The following is an 18,395-nucleotide window of genomic DNA, read 5'->3' on the forward strand; positions in this document are numbered from 1 at the left end:
TTTATGGTTGACGGTTTATGGTTGACGGTTTATGGTTGACGGTTTATGGTTGACGGTTTATGGTTGACGGTTTATGGTTGACGGTTTATGGTTGACGGTTTATGGTTGACGGTTTATGGTTGACGGTTTATGGTTGACGGTAAATCATCAACCCTGATGTGAGTCTCTCTTGAGGAAAACTCCGTGCCTATCTACGGTCACAAACCAGATCGGTGGAAAGCATCAGGAAAAAGGGTTAAAAACCCTGAACTTAATACTTAATAGGGGTGCATAGAAAACTATTGCCAGCATTTTCGTGATAGTTATAGCTGACGAAATGCTTGATTACTTTCAAGGTTCCAATAACGCCATGGCCACCTCACCATAACATTAAAACTCCCGTTACTTTTGCTCAATTAGTCCCGGTGCGCTTTCCGTTGGCGAATTAAATTCGCCACGGGTCGCACCGCAAATTAATGGGAGTTTTTTACCTTGTTTTTCTATCAATAAAGGTTAATCATGCTAGTTTTCGTAATTCCACTCAAGAGTCGAAAGCTTTCCAAATCTTGGGAACATGTATCTAAATTATTTGAACGCTGTGTCAAATCAGTATGTAATCAAACATCATCGGAATTTAGAGTAATCGTTGTTTGTAATGAAAAGCCACAGATTACATTCAGTCATCCCCATATCATTTATCTTCAGGTTGATTATCCTACTCCCAAAGAGCCAAGCCAGAGGGTTAGAGGAAATACAGATAAAGGACGTAAGCTTTTGACAGGATTAACTTATGCTCGTCGATTTGACCCAACTCATGTTATGAATGTCGATGCCGATGATTGTGTTAGCAAACAGTTAGCGGAATTGGTTAGGCAAAATCCTCAGGAAAATGGCTGGTTTATTAATAGAGGTTATAAGTATCGAGATGGAGAAGATTGTTTGTATTTAAAACGAAAACAATTCTATCGAATGTCGGGTACAGCGAACATTCTTAGATGGGATTTACTAGAGTTACCTGAGAAACCTGAATACAATCGCGGTTATGGCTACTACAAGTTTTATATTGATCATGGGAAAGTTAAAAGTATTCTAGCCAACAAGGGAACCCCTCTAAAACCATTACCCTTTTCCGGTAGTGTTTATATCCTTGGTACTGGTGAGAATCTATCAGCAAATGAAGAAAGATTATCCTTTAACATCTTCAATCGAAAGGCGTTGAGCAAATCAATTTGTGATGAATTTGGCTTGTACAAGCTGGCTTGACCATCGCGCAAACACCAATTTCAAATTTATCATGCCAAATTAAGAAATAATAACATCGATAGACAATGGGATGGTTCTGCCATGGTCAAAGGTCGGTCAAAATCTAAGTCATCAAAGAAAGGGAAAACGCCATCTGAGACCACAACCTTAAATCTCAAGCAACAGTTAGCTCAAAAACGCCGAGCGCAACGGGAGCGTAGAGAAATCATCCAAATTATTACTATGACAGCAGCTTTTGGAGCCATTATCGGGGTGTTGCTTGCTCTAGTGGTTGATCCTAAAGCTGGTGCAGCTGCAGTAGCTGGTCTGCCTTGTCTGGTTCTGTCCTATAAATATCCTCGCACAGCACTTTGGGCATTCCTGATCTATATGCCTTTTAGTGGTACAATCATTTACTCCATTGGCAATAGTCCACTGCTGCAGCTGGCTAAAGATGGTATCTATATCCCTGCTTTGATTGGTCTAGTACAACAGTGTAAGCAGGAAAGAAAACCAATCATAATAGCCAAGTCCCTAATGCTACCCTTAGGCATTTTGTGCGCATCAAGTTTGCTGACATTCTTGTTTGCTAATGGCTCCCAGCAACTACTTCCCCCTTGTTCAGATCTACCAGGGATGCGTAGAGGTATAACCTGCGAAGATGGACAGCCGATACTAATGGGAATTTTGGGTTTGAAAGTTTTTTTGGGATACATTCCCTTAATCTTTTGTGCCTACTACCTGATCCGTAGCAAGAAAGAATTACTCTTCCTCTCAAGGATGTTCACAGTTCTGGCTATTATCTGCTGTAGCCTTGCCTTTATTCAGTACATGATGCTGAAAACTGGTAGATGCGCTGGAACCCAATTCAGACACGGGGCTGCCTTATTCAAAGCTTCCCTAGATGCTAGATGTTTTGTGGGTGGGTCTTTGCTGTATAGTCCTCAAGTGGGACAAATCCGCTTACCGGGAACCTTTGTTGCCCCTTGGCAGTGGGGCTGGTTCCTGATTTCTAATGCCTTTTTTAGCTTTGCTACTGCTTTCAGCGACCCCTCAGCTCGTTGGCGGAGTGTTGGTTTAGGTGCCATGGCATCGGTTTTTGTTCTCGCAGTAGTCTCTGGTCAGCGGATTGCTCTGGCTTTGGTGCCAACTGTAACCGTAATCCTGCTCGTTTTAACGGGTCAAGTCACTAACCTTAAACGGTTTTTACCTATTTTGGGAGGATTAGGGCTTTTATTAGGAATTGCGGCAACTGCTTTTCCTGAAGTAGTTCAGGAACGGATAGATAGTTTGATCGGTCGTTGGGAAGCTTCACCAGCGGATGATTTTATCCTTCATCAATTTGCTTTTACCTGGAGTAGACTAAGAGGCTCATTAATTGGTCTGGGATTAGGACGAGCGACCAACTCTGCTCGTGTTTTTGGTAAAACCAGTTTGGTAGAAACTTGGTTTCCCAAAGTGATGCATGAAGTTGGTCCGCTGGGGCTGCTGGCTTTTCTAGTATTTGTAACTGCGATTACTGTACTTACCTTCAAGGCTTACCGCTCAGTGAAAAACAAGGATTTGCGGAGTATCGGTGCCAGCTATTGGGTACTTATTTTGTTTATTAGCTACCAAACCTATTACTATCCCTTGGATGTAGATCCAGTGGCAGTATATTATTGGTTGATTACTGGTGTTATCCTCAAGTTGCCTGAAATAAATCGTCAAGAACAAGAGGAACTAGAGAAACTAGAGGCAGCACAGGCAAACGAGCCTCAACCTAAAAAGAAACGAGGTATCAAGGCATCGAAAAAGGGAAAAGGGAAACGGCAAAAGGCAAAAGGCAGGGTAAGCGCCCTAAAAATTGAGTAAAAATGTGATATAGAGCCAGGATCATGACCATATTAAGCCTTGATTCCTAGCACTATTGCACTTTTTTAACCCAAGTACCACTAGCCCAAAACTGGACATTCATCGATTAATTTGAGTTTGCTGATTTTTTTCGATTCATCAAGATTCCTAAAGAAAACAAACTAAGCCCTAAAATCGTTCCTGGTTCTGGAACAGTGCTAAAAATAATATTCCCTTTTTCGACTAATATTTTGGTATCCGAGGTTGGGTCAACAGCAAAAGTTTCAAAAGTTGTTCCTAAAGCTTGAGCAACAATAGGAACTCCAAAAGTGTTACTTGTAGTGTTAATTGTATCGTTGAAGCTGGTTAATATACCATCTGTAAACGTTAGAAATGGACTGGGAGGTACCACATCACTTTCATCAATAAAAACACTATCAGTGACTAATCCCAAACCTGGTATGTCAAGATAAATTTCAGCCGACGCTTTTAGATCTAAATCGACACCAACTAACTGATTCATCTGGATAGTTTCCACTCCAACCCCAGTGATAGGGGCACTCTCATAGCGAAGGATACCAAAGCCAAGATTATCATTGAGAGTCTCAAGTGTACTAATAAACTCAAATTTCATAGCAGCAGCTTGAGCCAGATTAGGGACAAGAGCAAAAAGACCTAAAATTGCGCCAGTAGTAGTTGTAACTGCTAATGTTTTATAAAGGTTAGGTTTCATGATTTTTGATTCCTATTGAATTGATTTGTGGCATTGACAGGATGAAATAGCGTGGTCAAGCTCCTGATTGACTGACGAAAAATTAGTTTTAGTCGGCGTTCTTGGGAGTTCCCCCCTGAGCAACTGGCTTTCCACTGGGCTTACAGGGGTTCCGCACACAGCCACTCCCCATGAGCAACTGCATCAAGACAGATTGGTTTGATGAGCTATTTTGAAATGTTAGATATCAAGTGCTGACCTTAGGCTTGGTTTCTTTTCTTTTACTGCTTGAGGTTGACAGCTATGAAACCAATTAACTCGTTAATGTTGATGGCTGATTCCTTTCCCAAAAATATTATTATATAGAATCGGGACTAATTTAGCTATTTGAATTCAAATTTATAAAATCTTTAAATAAATAAAGTTAATATTTCCAATTATGAAGTTTTTATAAAAAATACTTTGATGAGAAATAATTCAGAGCAACAGATGAGTAATGGATTTAAGGGACTTTCGTCCTGGGTTAATAGGAGTAGGTAGTAGGGAGTGGGGAGTAGGGGTAAGCAATCTGATGAACAGCCAAGGCATCGGTCTCAAGCACTGCCCACCCTACATGAACTACAAAATAAGCCCAAGTACTGATTATAAAATATAAGTAAATATGATCAAGATATCACTACAAATAGCAATAGGTTAGGAGTTGGCTGTAGCGAACGCATAATCACCACTAAGCCGAAATCCCAAAACCAGATGACGAAGCAGTCAAGGCAGGCAACGCGATGTTCCTTCGGAACCGCTACGCGAACGCATTAAACCTTCACAACCCTGATTAGTTGATTAACCAATTGATTAACCCCTAGCAAACGGGAAAAGGCAAACTACAAACGGTTTTTTGAACCGGTCTCCACGGATAACTGTTCCCTGTACTATGCTGGGACAGCGTTTCTAGCTCCCGTGAGGTACAGATTCAGCAATGAAACCCCTATCTTCTAAGACTCAGGTGTACCTCACCAGCCATGGTAAAGCTGTATTGGTTTTACCTCTTAGCTTAAGAATTGTCTAACTTTCCATAAAACCACGGATGTCCAAGGATAGCATGTTAGTAAACTGTTATCGATTGTCGGCATCATTAGCAGTTAAATGCTTAAGGACAAAGTACTCACAACAATGACGATGATTTCTGTAATTATCCCTACTTACGGACGGGAAGACCCTTTGCGGGATACCCTAGAAGATGTCCTGAAGCAAGACTACCCTGCTTTTGAAGTACTGGTTGTTGATCAAACTCGAAACCACAAACCAGAGATTCAATCCTATTTAGAGCAGCTGGCTAATACTGGTAAGATTCTCTGGTTCCGGGTTGATTGGGCAAGTTTACCTGGGGCAAGAAATTATGGGGTAAGGCGGGCATCCGGGGACATTATTGTGTTTATCGATGATGATATCAAGATGCCACCGGGGTATTTAACTGCTCACGCTCGTAACTATGAAAAATCCCCAGAGATTGGGGCAGTAGCAGGACGAGTATTTGACCGGATGAAGTTAGCAGAGAAAGGAGCAGCAGTAGATACCCCCACTCCCTCTTACACCATTGAAGACTTGCCTAAAGAGGCCATGGATCCTGGCATTGCATGGTATTACATAGACTTAGTCCATACCGTGAAGCCTCAACGGGTGATCTCAGCCCGAGGCTGCAATATGTCTTTCCGCCGGGAGATTTTTACTAAATACGGGCTGCACTTTGATGAACAGTTCCGGGGCAGTGCGGTTCGTGAGGAGTCGGATTTTTGTTTGCGATTTCGCCGCACTGGTTATCAAATTTGGTATGACCCAGATGCTTGTTTAGTCCATTTAGGGGAAGAAACTGGGGGGTGTCATGATATTAGTACGCGATCGCTTGAGTATCAGTTGACTTTTTATCACAACCATTTCCTGATGGGAATGAAAAACCTTACCCTTAGTGAACAGCTACGGCTGTTTGGTCGTCTATTTGATTGCCACGTCTTAGGGAATCCTCCTTGTAATAAAAGTGGTTCCCCGATCAAAATTATTACCCGCGCTGGTTTCTACATGTTGGGCTTTTTAAAAGCACTTGGTACACGCATCAAATCTATCTGGGATGATGGTCAAATTTATAGTCGGCTAGACCGTTAGAAGGTTGTTCGCCTTTGGCGTTCCCGTAGGGTAGGTTAGTTGGTTGAACGCGATCGCGTGGCCTTTTGGCCAAGGTTAGTTGGTTGTTCGCGTAGCGTGGCCTTTTGGCCAAGGTTAAAAGGTTGAAGCCAGTTTTTAAAACTTAAAACTACGATTAAGTAAACTTAATAAGCTCTTGTATCTTTAATTAAAATATTGAAAATTAATGATTCATAATTCAGGATATTAAAGTCATAATAATTCAAATTTAATGGTATTGTGATAACCAAAACCATAAGTATAGTTTAAGCAAATAAATAACTAAAAATACATTTTGATTTTCCAGGGTTACCGCTCTTGGTTTACTAGTATTAAGTCGTTTTGTAATGCTTCCATAGCTAAGTTTAACTGAGATCTCGCACCATTGTGAGTAATCCTACATGAACTAAGCTGATTGATACTATGGGAACGCCAAGGGCGAACAACCTGCAACCTTAATCCTCCAACCTTAAACCTTCAACCTTAAACCTTCAAGCTTCAACCTCCAACCTCCAACCTCCAACCTTCAAGCTTCAACCTCCAACCTCCAACTTTCAAGCTTCAACCTCCAACCTCCAACCTCCAACCTTCAAGCTTCAACCTCCAACCTTCAACCTCCAACCTTCAACCTTCACCCATTAACTGTCAAAAAATTACCCATGAAAATCTTAGTTGCTAGCCACTCGTATATTGTTGACCTTAACTGCGAGAAGTTACGAACACTCGCTCAGTTAGAACCTAACATTGAGGTAACTGTGGTGGTTCCCCGGCGCTGGCGTCCTGGTGGTGTCCAAAATCGCATCATTGAAACCCAACCCCGTGAAGAAGGTTCATTTCGGGTCGTACCAGTATCTAACTTTAGTGAAAATAATCAGGGACTGCTGACCTTTGGGCTAGATATTATCCCTTTATTGAAACAGTTTCGACCCGAAATTATTCAAGTGGAACAGGGAGCTAAGGCATTAGGTTATGCTCAATTTATTACCCTGAATAAGCTATTGGGACTGAAGGCAAAAAACCTATTTTTTACTTGGTGGAATCTGCCCTACCAGGTAAAATTTCCGGTGTCTGTGTTGGAAGGATATAACTTGCGTCATACCGATGGACTGATTTGTGGAAATCAGGATGGGGTAGAAATCCTGCGACAACATGGTTATAACGGACCAGCTAAAGTAATGCCCCAATTGGGGGTAGATGAAAGCTTGTTTCTTCCCCAAGCTCAGCCAGAGCTAAAACAGCAGTTGGGAATTCAACCCAATGACTTTGTGGTGGGATTTGTGGGACGGTTTGTAGAAGAGAAGGGATTACTGACTTTAGGTAAAGCCCTAGCCGGTTTATCTAGGATGGAGTGGAAGTGGCTGCTGCTAGGGCGTGGTCCCCTCAAGCCGATATTGATGGAAAAGGCGGCAGAATGGGGAATTAAAGACAAATTAATTTGGATTGAGAGTGTTCCCCATGACGAGGTACCTCGTTATATTAATGTGATGAATACTCTGGTGCTACCATCAGAGACTAATTATAAGTTTAAAACCTTAACTAGTGTAGGTTGGAAGGAACAGTTTGGTCATGTGCTGATTGAGGCTATGGCATCTAAAGTACCAGTAATTGGTTCCGATTCTGGAGAAATTCCCTATGTGATTGGGGATGCTGGGTTGGTGTTTCCTGAAAAGAATGAGTCGGAGTTACGACATTGTTTACAGCAGCTAATCAAGCAACCAGAGTTGGCTGAGAAATTAGGATATTTGGGTTATGTACGGGCAATGGAGCAGTATACCAATAAGGCGCTAGCTAAACAGCTGTTGAATTTTTATCAGGAATTAATTGAGAATTGAGAATTAAGAATTAAGAATTGGGAATTAAGAATTAAGAATTGAGAATTAAGAATTGGGAATTGGGAATTGGGAATTGGGAATTGGGAATTGGGAATTGGGAATTGGGAATTGGGAAGTAAGAATTAAGAATTGAGAATTAAGAATTGGGAATTGGGAATTCGGAATTGGGAATTCACCATTTTAGAAATTAATAATTCTTCATTCTTCATTCTTCATTCTTCATTCCCACCTCTATGGACTGTTTTGACCCATTTCAAGCGTTTAGGACGCACAGACATCCGAGCGGTAGTAGCAGCCATCACCAGCATCCAGTGCAATAGATAAAGATTTCCCCTCAAGGTCTGCAAGAAACTAACCAATAGGTTAGAAACACGTAATCTTCGATTTTGATTGGTGCGGCGCAGCCCGACAAACATGCCAATCACTGATAGGGTGACAGTTAGGCCAGTAATGGGGCTAAAAATAGGTAGACGGTTACGGGCAATAGCCATCAAACAGTCTGGTACAGCAGCAGTGGGCAAAAAGTACTGGATGATCAAGTAGGTAAATAAATCTAGAGTTTTCCGCAAACCTAGGCGGTTACTTACAATTAAACGCCAGTAATCTAAATAGCGCTGGTACCCTCCTTCTGCCCAACGGTTCCGTTGATGCCAGAGTGCGATCGCACTGGTAACTCCTTCTTCTTCTACTGGCGGAAAATTGAGAAAGCCAATATCCCACTGATCGAGGTGTAGGCGAATGGTTAAATCTAAGTCGTCGGTGATGGTTTCTTCATTCCAGGCACCGCAACGCTGTAGTGCGGAACGTCGGACAAACTGACCATTGCCCCGCAATTCACCAATCCCACCAACTGCAATACGTTGCTGTTGGAAATAGCTGTCGAGAGCCATTTCTGCCATTTGCCCTCGTGTCCAGAAATTCAGTGGTGCATTTGCGATCGCTTTTCTGACCTGCACTGCTCCCACTCGCGGGTTAGTAAATAAGGGCAAAACCCGCCGTAGCATATCTTTGGGAACTTTAGCATCTGCATCAAATACTGCTACAATCTCCCCTTTAGTTAAACCCAGTACCTGATTGAGTGCCCCTGATTTGCCGCCCCCGGCATTAGCACTCCGGTGCAGTACCTTCAACTGGTCGTATGTTGCTGCTAACTTATCTAAGATTTCTGGTGTTTGGTCAGTACTGTAATCGTCAATTACCCACAGTTCATACTGATTTTTGGGGTAATCTAATTGACACAGAGACTTAACTAAATTACTGATGACAGTTTCTTCATTTTTTGCTGCTACTAGCAGAGACACAAAGGGAAAATCGTCTTTTTCCTCATCTAAACAGGGTTGAGGGGTTTTTAACGGTCGAGCCAGCAAGCACCGTAGGGCATGAATTCCTAATATTGTTGTTAAGCTCAAGCTCACCCAGATCCCCCAAGACACCAAATGCAGTGCTATGGTTATGCACCACACTATGGTTAACACTAAAGCTGCTTTGCGTCGGCGTCCTTCTAGTCCCTGGAAAAATAAGCTAGTTTCAAACTCTTCCTCTGACAAGTTAGACAGCATAGAGCCAAGTTGCTTCAGCTCTTGGCTTGGCGCTTTTTCTGACCAGGAATTCTCCGACATAAGCTATGTACTGCAACTACCAACTAAGGCCACTAATGCCTTATTCTATCCGAAATTGTTACAAAACTATTAAATTCTATCAAGTAAAGTATAGTTTAGGACATAACTCTCATCTGGGGTTTGAAGGAAACAGGTAACATAAACATTTGTTAACCTTTACTTCCACGTAAGGAGTCTGTTCAGGAAGTTTTGAGGGTGAGGGCAAGGTGTTATCTTAATGGTGTTATCTTAATGGTTAATGGCTCAAGCCAATAGCCTAATCCCTATCATTTATAACAGCCAGAGTTCCCGCCATAAAACTCTGGCGACAGGCATGACGCTGAATCTTACCACTAGATGTCTTGGGAATAGTACCTGGTTTGAGCAACAGAGCAGTATGAACCGGCAAATCGTGATGTTGTAATACTGCTCGTCGGATTAACCGGATTAACTCCTTGCTATCAAGGGCATGGTCTTTCGCTCCATTGCCAGGGTCAGAAGCAGCTAGCCGAGTAGATTTCCAATAGCTACGTTCTACCTCAGCAATCACCACTAACTGTTCCTCACCAGCAATATTCACGGAAAATGCTGCCGAACACGTAGGTCTGAGCAAGGAGTGGGTGTTTTCTACGGTCCATTCAATATCTTGGGGATAGTGGTTACGACCATTGATAATGATCAGATCCTTGAGACGACCAGTAATAAATAATTCACCGTCGAGCATGAATCCCAAGTCACCGGTGCGTAGAAATGGCTTTTCCCCCATCGATGCTAGAGTTACGCGAAAGTTTCGTTCGGTTGTTGCCGGTTGATTCCAGTAACCTTGGGCAATGCTTGGTCCTGATACCCAGATTTCTCCCACTTGTCCTGGGTCACATCGGGTCAAGGTTTCAGGATGGACAATTACAATCTGCTGGTCTGGCAGACTTTGACCACAGCCTACGAGGGTAAGGGTACCTTCTTGCTCAACACTAGCTGGCACAACGTGATTTTGCTCCAGTGCTGCCCCCTCAACTGTTCTTAAGACAATTGGGGCACTTTTGACACCACCAGAAACCATTAAGGTGGCTTCAGCCATGCCATAGCAAGGGTAGAATGCTTCTTGGCGGAAGCCATAGGACTCAAATTTAGTTGCAAACCGCTCCAAGATGGCGAAGTTAATTGGCTCAGCTCCGTTAAAGGCCAGGTCCCAACTACTCAAATCCAAGTTTGTTAGTTGTTCTGGCTTGATTTTGCGTACGCATAAGTCGTAAGCCAAGTTTGGTCCTCCACTGCTGGTGGCTCGATAGTGGGAAATCACTTTTAACCACCGAATCGGACTTTGCAAAAACATCAAGGGGGACATCAGAGTAGCTGGAAAACCGCCGTATAGAGGTTGGAGTATACCACCAATCAGACCCATGTCATGGTACATCGGCAACCAAATCACCCCACTGCTGTGGTCGGTGTGCCCAAAATACTTATAGATAGCAGCTGAATTATGGACTAGATTGCTGTGGCTAATCATCACTCCCTTCGGTGCAGCGGTTGAACCAGAGGTGTATTGGAGAAAAGCTAGGGTGCTACCATCTATAGCTGGTTGCTGCCATGATTGAGCTAAGTTGCCGTTAATGTTTTCTGTGGCTAGCCAGTGCAGTGTCTTCAGTTCTGGAGCCTCAGTAAACCGTCGCTCTAAATTAGACAGGATTGCTTGGGTAGTTAGGGCTACCCTTGCCAGGGAATCTTTGACAATTCCCTGAACACGGACAAGGGAGCGGTTGGGTCTAGGAGGATAAGCGGGCACAGCTACAACCCCAGCGTACAAACACCCGAAAAATGCACAAATATAGTCTAGACCAGGAGGATACAGTAGTAGCGCAGTTTCTCCTGGGGAATATATTGATTGCAGGTGGAACGCGATCGCTTGGGCTTGTTGCTCCAACTGTTGGTAAGTCAGACTGACCTGTTCAGTTTCTCCATCCACCAAAAAGGTATATGCGATCGCATCTGGCTGGTTAACTGCTCTGTAGCGCAGGATATCCACTAACGTGGCTGCTTGGAGAATAGTTTGTGACACCTTTTACCCCTGCACTTAAAAACTTACACAAAAAAACTTATTACTTTGTAAGCATTCAGCCGTCAGCTGTCAGCCGTCAGCCGTGAGCTTTTGGCCTTCGTCTTTTGCTGATAGCACCTCAAGTAGCACCATCTGTAGCGCATTAGCTGATAGCACCTCAAGTAGCACCATCTGTAGCGCATTAGCTGATAGCTTACACATTGCCAAACATTACTTTAGCTTGATTCCGACATCACCAAATATCCTGATATTGAGGATTCATAATTCAGTAGCTTCGATTAATAATAATTCATTTTCCGGGAATTTTGAACATAAATTGAACCTAAAAAATAGTACTATATTATGAAATAATCCACCAATTATTCACACTACGCACTTTACACTGACCGCTGATAGCTGATAGCTGATAGCTGATAGCTGATAGCTTAATGGTTACCCCCACCCTCCCCAAACTATTCCCGCAATTCCCTATTTCCTAGTTATACGAATTTGCTGCCCCGAGGCCATCCAAACAACTGTATTTTTAAAATTTGAATATTTTAAAGCTAAAAGGCTCATCATAAGTTCCTACCCATTCTTGGTTTTTCTCAATCCAGCTGGCGATTGTATTAGCTACTTTTTCAGCAGGAGGAGCATAATTGACTCGGTTAGCTCGGATTTTATAACCTTTTTCATTGAGACGGTTCACTGGTGCCCAAGCCAAGGGACCGCTGATCACACCAGGACGGTAAAGCCTCATGAGGATTTGATGATTGCTGGCGTGGTAAACTATTGGTCCAACACCTGACCATTAATAGTGCAAAGCGATTTTACCAGAATGATAGACTGGACCAAAACAAGAAGGGCTACCATCTGCAATCGAACCAATAGCAACCACATCGAGGGGTCGCTCGCGCTTTAGCTTGGCTGCTTCGAGGGCTACCAATGCTGGCCAACTGTAGTTAACACGGTTCATCGATTCTACTATCTCAACCAGTGGCACTCCTCCATCCCCTACCTCAGTTTCGATTTGTCCTGCATTCAGGATAATCACATCGGGGTCATACTCAAGCCACCTTTGGGCATCCTCAAGGGTTTGTTGTTGAGACACACACAATGTATTGAAATAGTTACCTCTCCCCCCTCGCCCCACACTCGCTCTGTTCCCTATTGATTCATTGTCGAGCAAACACCTTATCTAAACGTTCTTCCCATTTCTTCTGATTAGCCATAGCATCTTGAACGTAGGGTGACCAAGCAATTACTTTAATAAATAATTGATTAATCCATGAAACAGGAAAACGGAGCGGCCTGACAATATCTAGAAATAAAACCACCCGCATCCCATCGGTTTCATTCCATACCTCATGGGGGAAGCTATCATCAAATATCATCGTTTTTCCTTCTTCCCAATAGCGAATGTCGTTACCAACACGAATCCGACAATTTTCCTTCGGTTCAGGAACACGTAATCCTAGAAGACATCTGATTACCCCTTTATAAGGTCCCCTGTGTTCAGGGATATGTTTACCTGGTAATAGGATTGAAAAAAATGCCGTTTTCATACCAGGAATTTTTTCGATAATACGAGTAGTTTCTGGACATTTTTCACAATTTTGTTTAACTTTGATTCCATAGCCATAAAAGCCATAGGTTTTCCACCGATTATCCGTGCTGACGTACTGACCTTGGTCTGGAGAAATATCCTGGAAGTTGGGTAGACTATCTCTATATTTCAATACTTGGTCTAGCTCTTGGCGAATCGTCATCCATTGGGATTCTAACTCTTCCACCCAATTAAATTTATCAGGATCAAAGAATGTTGAATTACCAATTAATGAAGAATTAGTAATTAACGTTTCCAACTTGTATATAAGTGGTGTACCAATACTATATATCAGGAAATTCCTCGCTTTTTCCCTAAGAGCGTCTAAAGAACGTTTCATGATTAATTATTAATTTAGCTGCGCTTAGATAAATATATTACCATACCTAATTAGTTTTTTTAATTGTTGCTAAAAAAAATTATAAATTGCTAGTGATGGTCGAAATTAGTAACTGGGAATTAGTAATATTTAACACATTTAATAATTCCAATAACTTAAGCATTCAGCAGTCAGTAGTCAGCAGTGAGTGGAAACCCCCGTGTCTGCCACTGCATCGCTTATTCAAAATCACCGATTGCGCTACGGGCATAAGCTGATAGCTGATAGCTGATAGCTGACCCAATAACAACTCTAGGATTCTGATGAAGCAACATTCAACTGACTCAACAAATCGGTAATGCTACGCTGCTGAAGTTGACTCTGTCGCCATTCACCTACTGCTTCTAAAGTGCCATCAAGAAATCGCAGCCGACATTCCCGACGTTTAATCTTACCACTAGAGGTTTTGGGAATACTTCCGGTTTTCAGCAGCACAATCCCATAAACATCGGCAATATGCTCTTGGGCTACCGCTTGACGAATGGCTGCCACTACTTCATCAACCACTAAGTGTCTCAGGTAACTCCGCTTTATCTCTTGAGCAATAACTAATCGTTCTTCCCCTTCTAAATCTACGGAAAACGCTGCACTAGCGTTGGGTCGCAGGGCTGGATGACTCTTCTCAACAGTGGCTTCAATATGCTGGGGATAGCGGTTGTTGCCCCAGAGGATCATCAATTCTTTGAGGCGACCGGTGATAAAGAGTTCCCCATCTTTTAGGAATCCTAAGTCTCCGGTGCGCAGAAATGGTCCAGTGCCAGTGTCTTTTATATAGGCACCGAATGTGCGTTCTGTTTCCTCTGGTTGATTCCAATAGCCCTTGCCCACACCTAAACCAGATACCCAAATTTCGCCAACTTTATTCTCTGGACACTCTATTAGGGTTTCCGGGTCAACAATTACCAACTGATCATCCAACCAAGGCTGACCACAGCTGACAATCCCTTGTGTTTGCTGTTGGTCTTTAGTAGCAGTTATCACTCGATTCTCTCCTAGGGCACCTTGCTCGACATACTTAATCACAGCAGAGTTAGCTTTCAATCCCCCGGAAATAAATAATGTGGTTTCAGCCATACCGTAGCAAGGGTAAAATGCTTCTGGTCTAAACCCACAAGGGGCGAAGATATTGGCAAACCGTTCTAGGGTTTCGGCTCGAACCGGTTCAGCACCGGAAAAGGCTACCTCCCAACTGCTGAGGTCTAGAGTTTCAATCTGTTCGGGAGTTACCTGACGACATAATAGGTCATAGGCAAAATTCGGACCACCACTGGTAGTGGCTCTGGCTTTATAGCGGGAAATGGCTTGGAGCCAGCGAACTGGTTTTTGAATCAAGGCTACTGGTGACATCAGTATAACCGGAAATCTCCCATAGATCGGCTGGATCACACCACCAATCAACCCCATATCATGAAACAAGGGTAACCAGATTATCGCTTGACTGTTGAGGGTATGCTCGAAGGACTGATAGATCGACGCTGAATTGTGCAGGATATTGCCATGGGTCACCATTACCCCTTTTGGCTTACCGGTGGAGCCTGAGGTGTACTGTAGAAAGGCTAAGCTATCGTGATCTGGGCGCTCGGTTTCAATCCAGTCTGATGCTAGAGACGGGGAAATTTCGTTGGTTTCTATCCAGGACAGTTCAGTTAAGGTTGGAGCTAATTCTGGATTCGAGCTACACTGCTGCTGGATTCTTTTCCATAAGTCCGTGGTAGTAAGCGCTACTGTGGCTTGGGAAGAAATGACCCGCTGCTGTAATTGGGCAATAGCCTGTTTCGACCGGGGGGGATTAGCGGTCACTGCTACAACTGAGGCATACAGACACCCAAAGAAAGCGGCAATGAACTCTAAACCAGCGGTATAGGGGTAGACTAATAAGGCACGGGAGCCAGCGGCAACTAGAGACTGTAGCTGAGCAGCAATGGCTCTGGCCTGTTGATCTAACTGTTGGTAGGTCAACAGGCCAGATTCTGTTTCCCCGTCTGCTAGGAAAGTGTAAGCAATTTGGTTAGGTTGGTTTAGTGCTCTATCGACCACGAGATCGACTAAGTTGGAGTATTTAGGTTTATGGTTTGCCATTATGCGATCGCGGATTATCCCTGGGTAGTTTCCCCTCATACCAAGCCTAGAGGTTACCAGACCCAATCAATCAAATCTGCATCTTACGAAACAGATTTTTCGATGCCAAATAGCTTACCTGTCAAACGCTATCGGCGCAAGAGGGTAGACTTGACTTGATTGATAGAATTTTTCACAAGTTTTAGTAGTTCATGGCAAAATAACCATCAAGTCAACCCCGAAAATAGCAATTCATTGGCTTCAAGAGTGGCAACTAGACCGAAATAAAGGCATAATCTCTGTTTAGAACATTATTAGCTGAGATTGAAGGTTCACAACTAGGCTCAATGATCGAAAAGTCATGGAGGGGTAAGGCCAGACGATCACCCAGTGCCAGTAACTGGAGTTGGGTGATTTAATCTTTTAGTGTGGTGAAGGAGTGCAACATGGAATTGTTGAACCAGGTCTGGAACGGGAAAGAAAGCTCACCGGCTACTTTAGTTACCAGTGATCAGAAATCTACCGTCAGTTCCCCAAAATTATCTCAAGGAGCATCAAGCATTGCCACTTGGTTAGTGTCCAAGCTAGCAGAAGTACTTGAGCTGGATGTCCAAGAAATCGATATTCATCGGGATTTTACCGATTATGGTTTAAATTCTATTGAAGCTGTTAACTTATCCGGAGAGCTGGAGAATTTCCTGGGACATCGGCTTTCCCCAACGCTTTTATGGGATCACAACAATATTGAGGCATTGGCTGAGTATTTGGCCGAATACGTTGCTAAACAACCAACAGGAAACTCACAAGCTCACCTAGAAACCTCGTCAGGGAGGTCAATACGGGAAACGAATGGTCATATATCGGCCAAAAACGGTCTAATTCCAAATCAAGATGTAGAAAAGCTAGACAATCAAGATATCCCACCGGAATACCACCATTTCCACCTATATCCAGAATACCGCAAACTGCAATTGCAACAGGAGGAAATTAAAGCGCTGGGGGTCAACAATCCCTTCTTTACTCCCCAAGAACGGGTGGTCAACAACACCACACAGATTGGTGGTCGGGAATTGATTAATTATGCCACTTATAATTATCTTGGAATGTGCGGTGACCCAGTTATCTCTCAAGCAGCAAAGGATGCCATAGATCATTATGGTACCTCCGCCTGTGCTAGCCGTCTGTTGTCAGGGGAAAAACCGTTACATCGGGAGCTGGAGAAAGAAATTGCTGACTTTATTGGTACTGAGGATAGTATCGTCTATGTGGGCGGGCATGCTACTAACGTAACTACTATTAGTCACCTATTTGGAAAAAACGACCTAATCTTACATGATTCTCTGAGCCATAACAGTATTCTACAGGGATGCATCCTGTCGGGAGCGAGCATTATTGCATTTCCTCATAATGACTGTCAGGCATTGGATAAAATACTCCAGGAGCGTCGTCACCACTATCAACGGGTACTGATTGTGATCGAAGGGGTTTACAGTACTGATGGCGACATTCCCGACTTGCCCCAGTTCATTGCAGTCAAGAAACGCCACAAAGCTTTCCTGATGGTAGATGAAGCTCACTCCATCGGGGTACTGGGCAAACACGGTCGAGGGGTTGGTGAGTTCTGTGGGGTTGATCCCGCTGATGTAGATTTGTGGATGGGTACCCTCAGCAAGTCCTTCGCTAGCTGCGGTGGCTATATTGCTGGTTGCGCTGCTGTGGTAGAATACCTCAAGTATACCTCCCCGGGGTTTGTCTATAGTGTTGGCATAGCTCCTCCTAATGCCGCCTCGGTGCTGGCTTCCATAAGGCTACTGAAAGAAGAACCAGAGCGAGTTGCGCTGTTGCACCAGCGAGCTAAACTTTTCCTGGAATTAGCCCAGAAACAGGGACTCAACACAGGGACGAGTAAAGATTCTCCGGTGATTCCAATTATTGTGGGGGATGCGTTGAAGTCGGTGCAACTCTCTCAGAATCTGTTTAAACGTGGTATCAATGTCCCGTTTATGTTCTACCCGTCGGTGCCACAAAATGCTGCCCGCCTGCGCTTCTTTATCACCTGTAACCATACGGAGGAGCAAATTCGCTTTACGGTGAACACCCTGGCTCAAGAAGTAGCAAAGCTTCAGCAGGACGATAGTACCCAGAAATCACCCTTAGATTAACTATCAAATAGTAGCAATACTGGATACGGTCATAACTTGAGCTAATTGATGATCCCCCCCATCCCCCCTTAACAAGGGGGGGGAAGAGCCTTAACAAGGGGGGGAAGAGCTTCCCCAAAACACCGGGGGGAGAAGAGGCCGAAAGCTCAGTTTAGGCCGCTGCTAAGTATAACTACTGACAGGTAAATCTAAGGGAAAACTGGCAACTTACAGATTAAAAATCCCGTTGGCGAATTGAGTGGGAATTAACTGGGGGATCAGACTATATATATTAGCAAGCCTTAGCAACTAACTAACTCGGGAAAAGTCTCCCACCCCGTTACCTACCTAATATTTACCTAACCTAATAGTTAGTGGCTGACAGGCAATCCGCCAACGACATCTTTCCAACTCTGGTTAAGTTAAGCCAGCTGTGATCAATTGATACATTCTGATAAATCAATTCCGGAAAACCTAACTATCGTTTCAGGTGCCACTTATGCGAGTTTTACTGCTATATCCTCTGTTTCCGAAAAGTTTCTGGTCAATGGAGAAAACCATTGAGTTGGTGAATCGCAAGGCACTGGTGCCACCCCTAGGTTTGGTGACAGTAGCGGCGATATTACCTCAGACATGGTCCTTTAAACTGGTTGACCGCAATGTATGTGAGGTAACGGAGGCAGAATGGGATTGGGCTGAGATAGTGATTATCTCAGGTATGATCGTCCAGAAAAAGGATTTTCTTGAGCAAATTCAGGAAGCTAAGCGCCGTGGGAAAAAGGTAGCCGTTGGTGGTCGGGTAAGGACC

The 18,395-nt window shown here is 43.6% G+C and carries 14 protein-coding genes and 1 pseudogene; 6 read left to right on the forward strand and 9 right to left on the reverse strand.

The window, feature by feature from the left end; all coding sequences use genetic code 11:
* Window positions 1–498 precede the first annotated feature (498 nt).
* Window positions 499–1,242, forward strand: a complete 744-nt coding sequence (locus tag F6K20_RS00610) for a glycosyltransferase family A protein (RefSeq protein ID WP_008185322.1) — start codon at window positions 499–501, stop codon at window positions 1,240–1,242.
* Window positions 1,243–1,323: 81 nt separating this feature from the next.
* Window positions 1,324–3,075, forward strand: coding sequence for a hormogonium polysaccharide biosynthesis protein HpsL (hpsL, locus tag F6K20_RS00615; protein ID WP_008185324.1), 1,752 nt, complete (start codon window positions 1,324–1,326; stop codon window positions 3,073–3,075).
* A 106-nt stretch (window positions 3,076–3,181) separates the two neighbouring features.
* Here the strand turns inward: hpsL and F6K20_RS00620 are convergent, their stop codons facing one another.
* A complete protein-coding gene (locus F6K20_RS00620; protein ID WP_008185326.1) occupies window positions 3,182–3,787 on the reverse strand; it encodes a PEP-CTERM sorting domain-containing protein in 606 nt (201 codons plus the stop codon).
* A 1,152-nt stretch (window positions 3,788–4,939) separates the two neighbouring features.
* Between F6K20_RS00620 and hpsN the strand changes: the two genes are divergently transcribed.
* Complete coding sequence (gene hpsN, locus F6K20_RS00625) at window positions 4,940–5,920, forward strand: hormogonium polysaccharide biosynthesis glycosyltransferase HpsN (RefSeq protein WP_008185328.1); 981 nt, start codon at window positions 4,940–4,942, stop codon at window positions 5,918–5,920.
* Here the strand turns inward: hpsN and F6K20_RS00630 are convergent.
* Window positions 5,877–6,032 carry a hypothetical protein gene (locus tag F6K20_RS00630; protein WP_154659819.1) on the reverse strand — a complete coding sequence of 52 codons (156 nt, stop codon included), beginning with the start codon at window positions 6,030–6,032 and terminating at the stop codon, window positions 5,877–5,879. The genes hpsN and F6K20_RS00630 overlap by 44 nt on opposite strands.
* Before the next feature lie 565 nt (window positions 6,033–6,597).
* Between F6K20_RS00630 and hpsO the strand changes: the two genes are divergently transcribed.
* Window positions 6,598–7,770 carry a hormogonium polysaccharide biosynthesis glycosyltransferase HpsO gene (gene hpsO / locus F6K20_RS00635; RefSeq protein WP_008185330.1) on the forward strand — a complete coding sequence of 391 codons (1,173 nt, stop codon included), beginning with the start codon at window positions 6,598–6,600 and terminating at the stop codon, window positions 7,768–7,770.
* Between the two features lie 212 nt (window positions 7,771–7,982).
* Here the strand turns inward: hpsO and F6K20_RS00640 are convergent, their stop codons facing one another.
* The 7 genes from F6K20_RS00640 to F6K20_RS00670 form a co-directional block, all read right to left on the reverse strand.
* The gene (locus F6K20_RS00640) at window positions 7,983–9,389 is read right to left on the reverse strand and encodes a glycosyltransferase family 2 protein (RefSeq protein WP_008185332.1); all 1,407 of its coding nucleotides are present in this window, start codon (window positions 9,387–9,389) and stop codon (window positions 7,983–7,985) included.
* A 256-nt stretch (window positions 9,390–9,645) separates the two neighbouring features.
* A complete protein-coding gene (locus F6K20_RS00645; RefSeq protein WP_287293362.1) occupies window positions 9,646–11,424 on the reverse strand; it encodes a fatty acyl-AMP ligase in 1,779 nt (592 codons plus the stop codon).
* A 69-nt stretch (window positions 11,425–11,493) separates the two neighbouring features.
* Window positions 11,494–11,625, reverse strand: coding sequence for a hypothetical protein (locus F6K20_RS00650; protein ID WP_008185337.1), 132 nt, complete (start codon window positions 11,623–11,625; stop codon window positions 11,494–11,496).
* 322 nt (window positions 11,626–11,947) lie between these two features.
* A complete protein-coding gene (locus tag F6K20_RS00655) occupies window positions 11,948–12,127 on the reverse strand; it encodes a hypothetical protein (protein WP_229414526.1) in 180 nt (59 codons plus the stop codon).
* Between the two features lie 87 nt (window positions 12,128–12,214).
* On the reverse strand, window positions 12,215–12,514 hold the full coding sequence (locus tag F6K20_RS00660) for a hypothetical protein (protein ID WP_008185343.1): 300 nt from the start codon (window positions 12,512–12,514) through the stop codon (window positions 12,215–12,217).
* A 64-nt stretch (window positions 12,515–12,578) separates the two neighbouring features.
* Window positions 12,579–13,349 carry an aspartyl/asparaginyl beta-hydroxylase domain-containing protein gene (locus tag F6K20_RS00665; protein ID WP_287265490.1) on the reverse strand — a complete coding sequence of 257 codons (771 nt, stop codon included), beginning with the start codon at window positions 13,347–13,349 and terminating at the stop codon, window positions 12,579–12,581.
* A 291-nt stretch (window positions 13,350–13,640) separates the two neighbouring features.
* Window positions 13,641–15,467 carry a fatty acyl-AMP ligase gene (locus F6K20_RS00670; protein ID WP_008185347.1) on the reverse strand — a complete coding sequence of 609 codons (1,827 nt, stop codon included), beginning with the start codon at window positions 15,465–15,467 and terminating at the stop codon, window positions 13,641–13,643.
* A 425-nt stretch (window positions 15,468–15,892) separates the two neighbouring features.
* Between F6K20_RS00670 and F6K20_RS00675 the strand changes: the two genes are divergently transcribed.
* The gene (locus F6K20_RS00675; RefSeq protein WP_287265491.1) at window positions 15,893–17,608 is read left to right on the forward strand and encodes an aminotransferase class I/II-fold pyridoxal phosphate-dependent enzyme; all 1,716 of its coding nucleotides are present in this window, start codon (window positions 15,893–15,895) and stop codon (window positions 17,606–17,608) included.
* Between the two features lie 478 nt (window positions 17,609–18,086).
* Window positions 18,087–18,383 (forward strand): annotated as a pseudogene (locus tag F6K20_RS00680) (B12-binding domain-containing radical SAM protein); the annotation flags it as partial.
* Window positions 18,384–18,395 lie beyond the last annotated feature (12 nt).

It is taken from the genome of Moorena sp. SIO2C4 (assembly GCF_010672485.1).
GTDB classification, from domain to species: domain Bacteria; phylum Cyanobacteriota; class Cyanobacteriia; order Cyanobacteriales; family Coleofasciculaceae; genus Moorena; species Moorena producens.

What these genes read in the sequence shown, in the direction of transcription:
- F6K20_RS00610 (WP_008185322.1), top strand. Translation starts at nt 499, where the DNA reads ATGCTAGTTTTCGTAATTCCACTCAAGAGTCGAAAGCTTTCCAAATCT.
- hpsL (WP_008185324.1), top strand. Translation starts at nt 1,324, where the DNA reads ATGGTCAAAGGTCGGTCAAAATCTAAGTCATCAAAGAAAGGGAAAACG.
- F6K20_RS00620 (WP_008185326.1), bottom strand. Translation starts at nt 3,787, where the DNA reads ATGAAACCTAACCTTTATAAAACATTAGCAGTTACAACTACTACTGGC.
- hpsN (WP_008185328.1), top strand. Translation starts at nt 4,940, where the DNA reads ATGATTTCTGTAATTATCCCTACTTACGGACGGGAAGACCCTTTGCGG.
- hpsO (WP_008185330.1), top strand. Translation starts at nt 6,598, where the DNA reads ATGAAAATCTTAGTTGCTAGCCACTCGTATATTGTTGACCTTAACTGC.
- F6K20_RS00640 (WP_008185332.1), bottom strand. Translation starts at nt 9,389, where the DNA reads ATGTCGGAGAATTCCTGGTCAGAAAAAGCGCCAAGCCAAGAGCTGAAG.
- F6K20_RS00650 (WP_008185337.1), bottom strand. Translation starts at nt 11,625, where the DNA reads ATGTGTAAGCTATCAGCTAATGCGCTACAGATGGTGCTACTTGAGGTG.
- F6K20_RS00665 (WP_287265490.1), bottom strand. Translation starts at nt 13,349, where the DNA reads ATGAAACGTTCTTTAGACGCTCTTAGGGAAAAAGCGAGGAATTTCCTG.
- F6K20_RS00670 (WP_008185347.1), bottom strand. Translation starts at nt 15,467, where the DNA reads ATGGCAAACCATAAACCTAAATACTCCAACTTAGTCGATCTCGTGGTC.
- F6K20_RS00675 (WP_287265491.1), top strand. Translation starts at nt 15,893, where the DNA reads ATGGAATTGTTGAACCAGGTCTGGAACGGGAAAGAAAGCTCACCGGCT.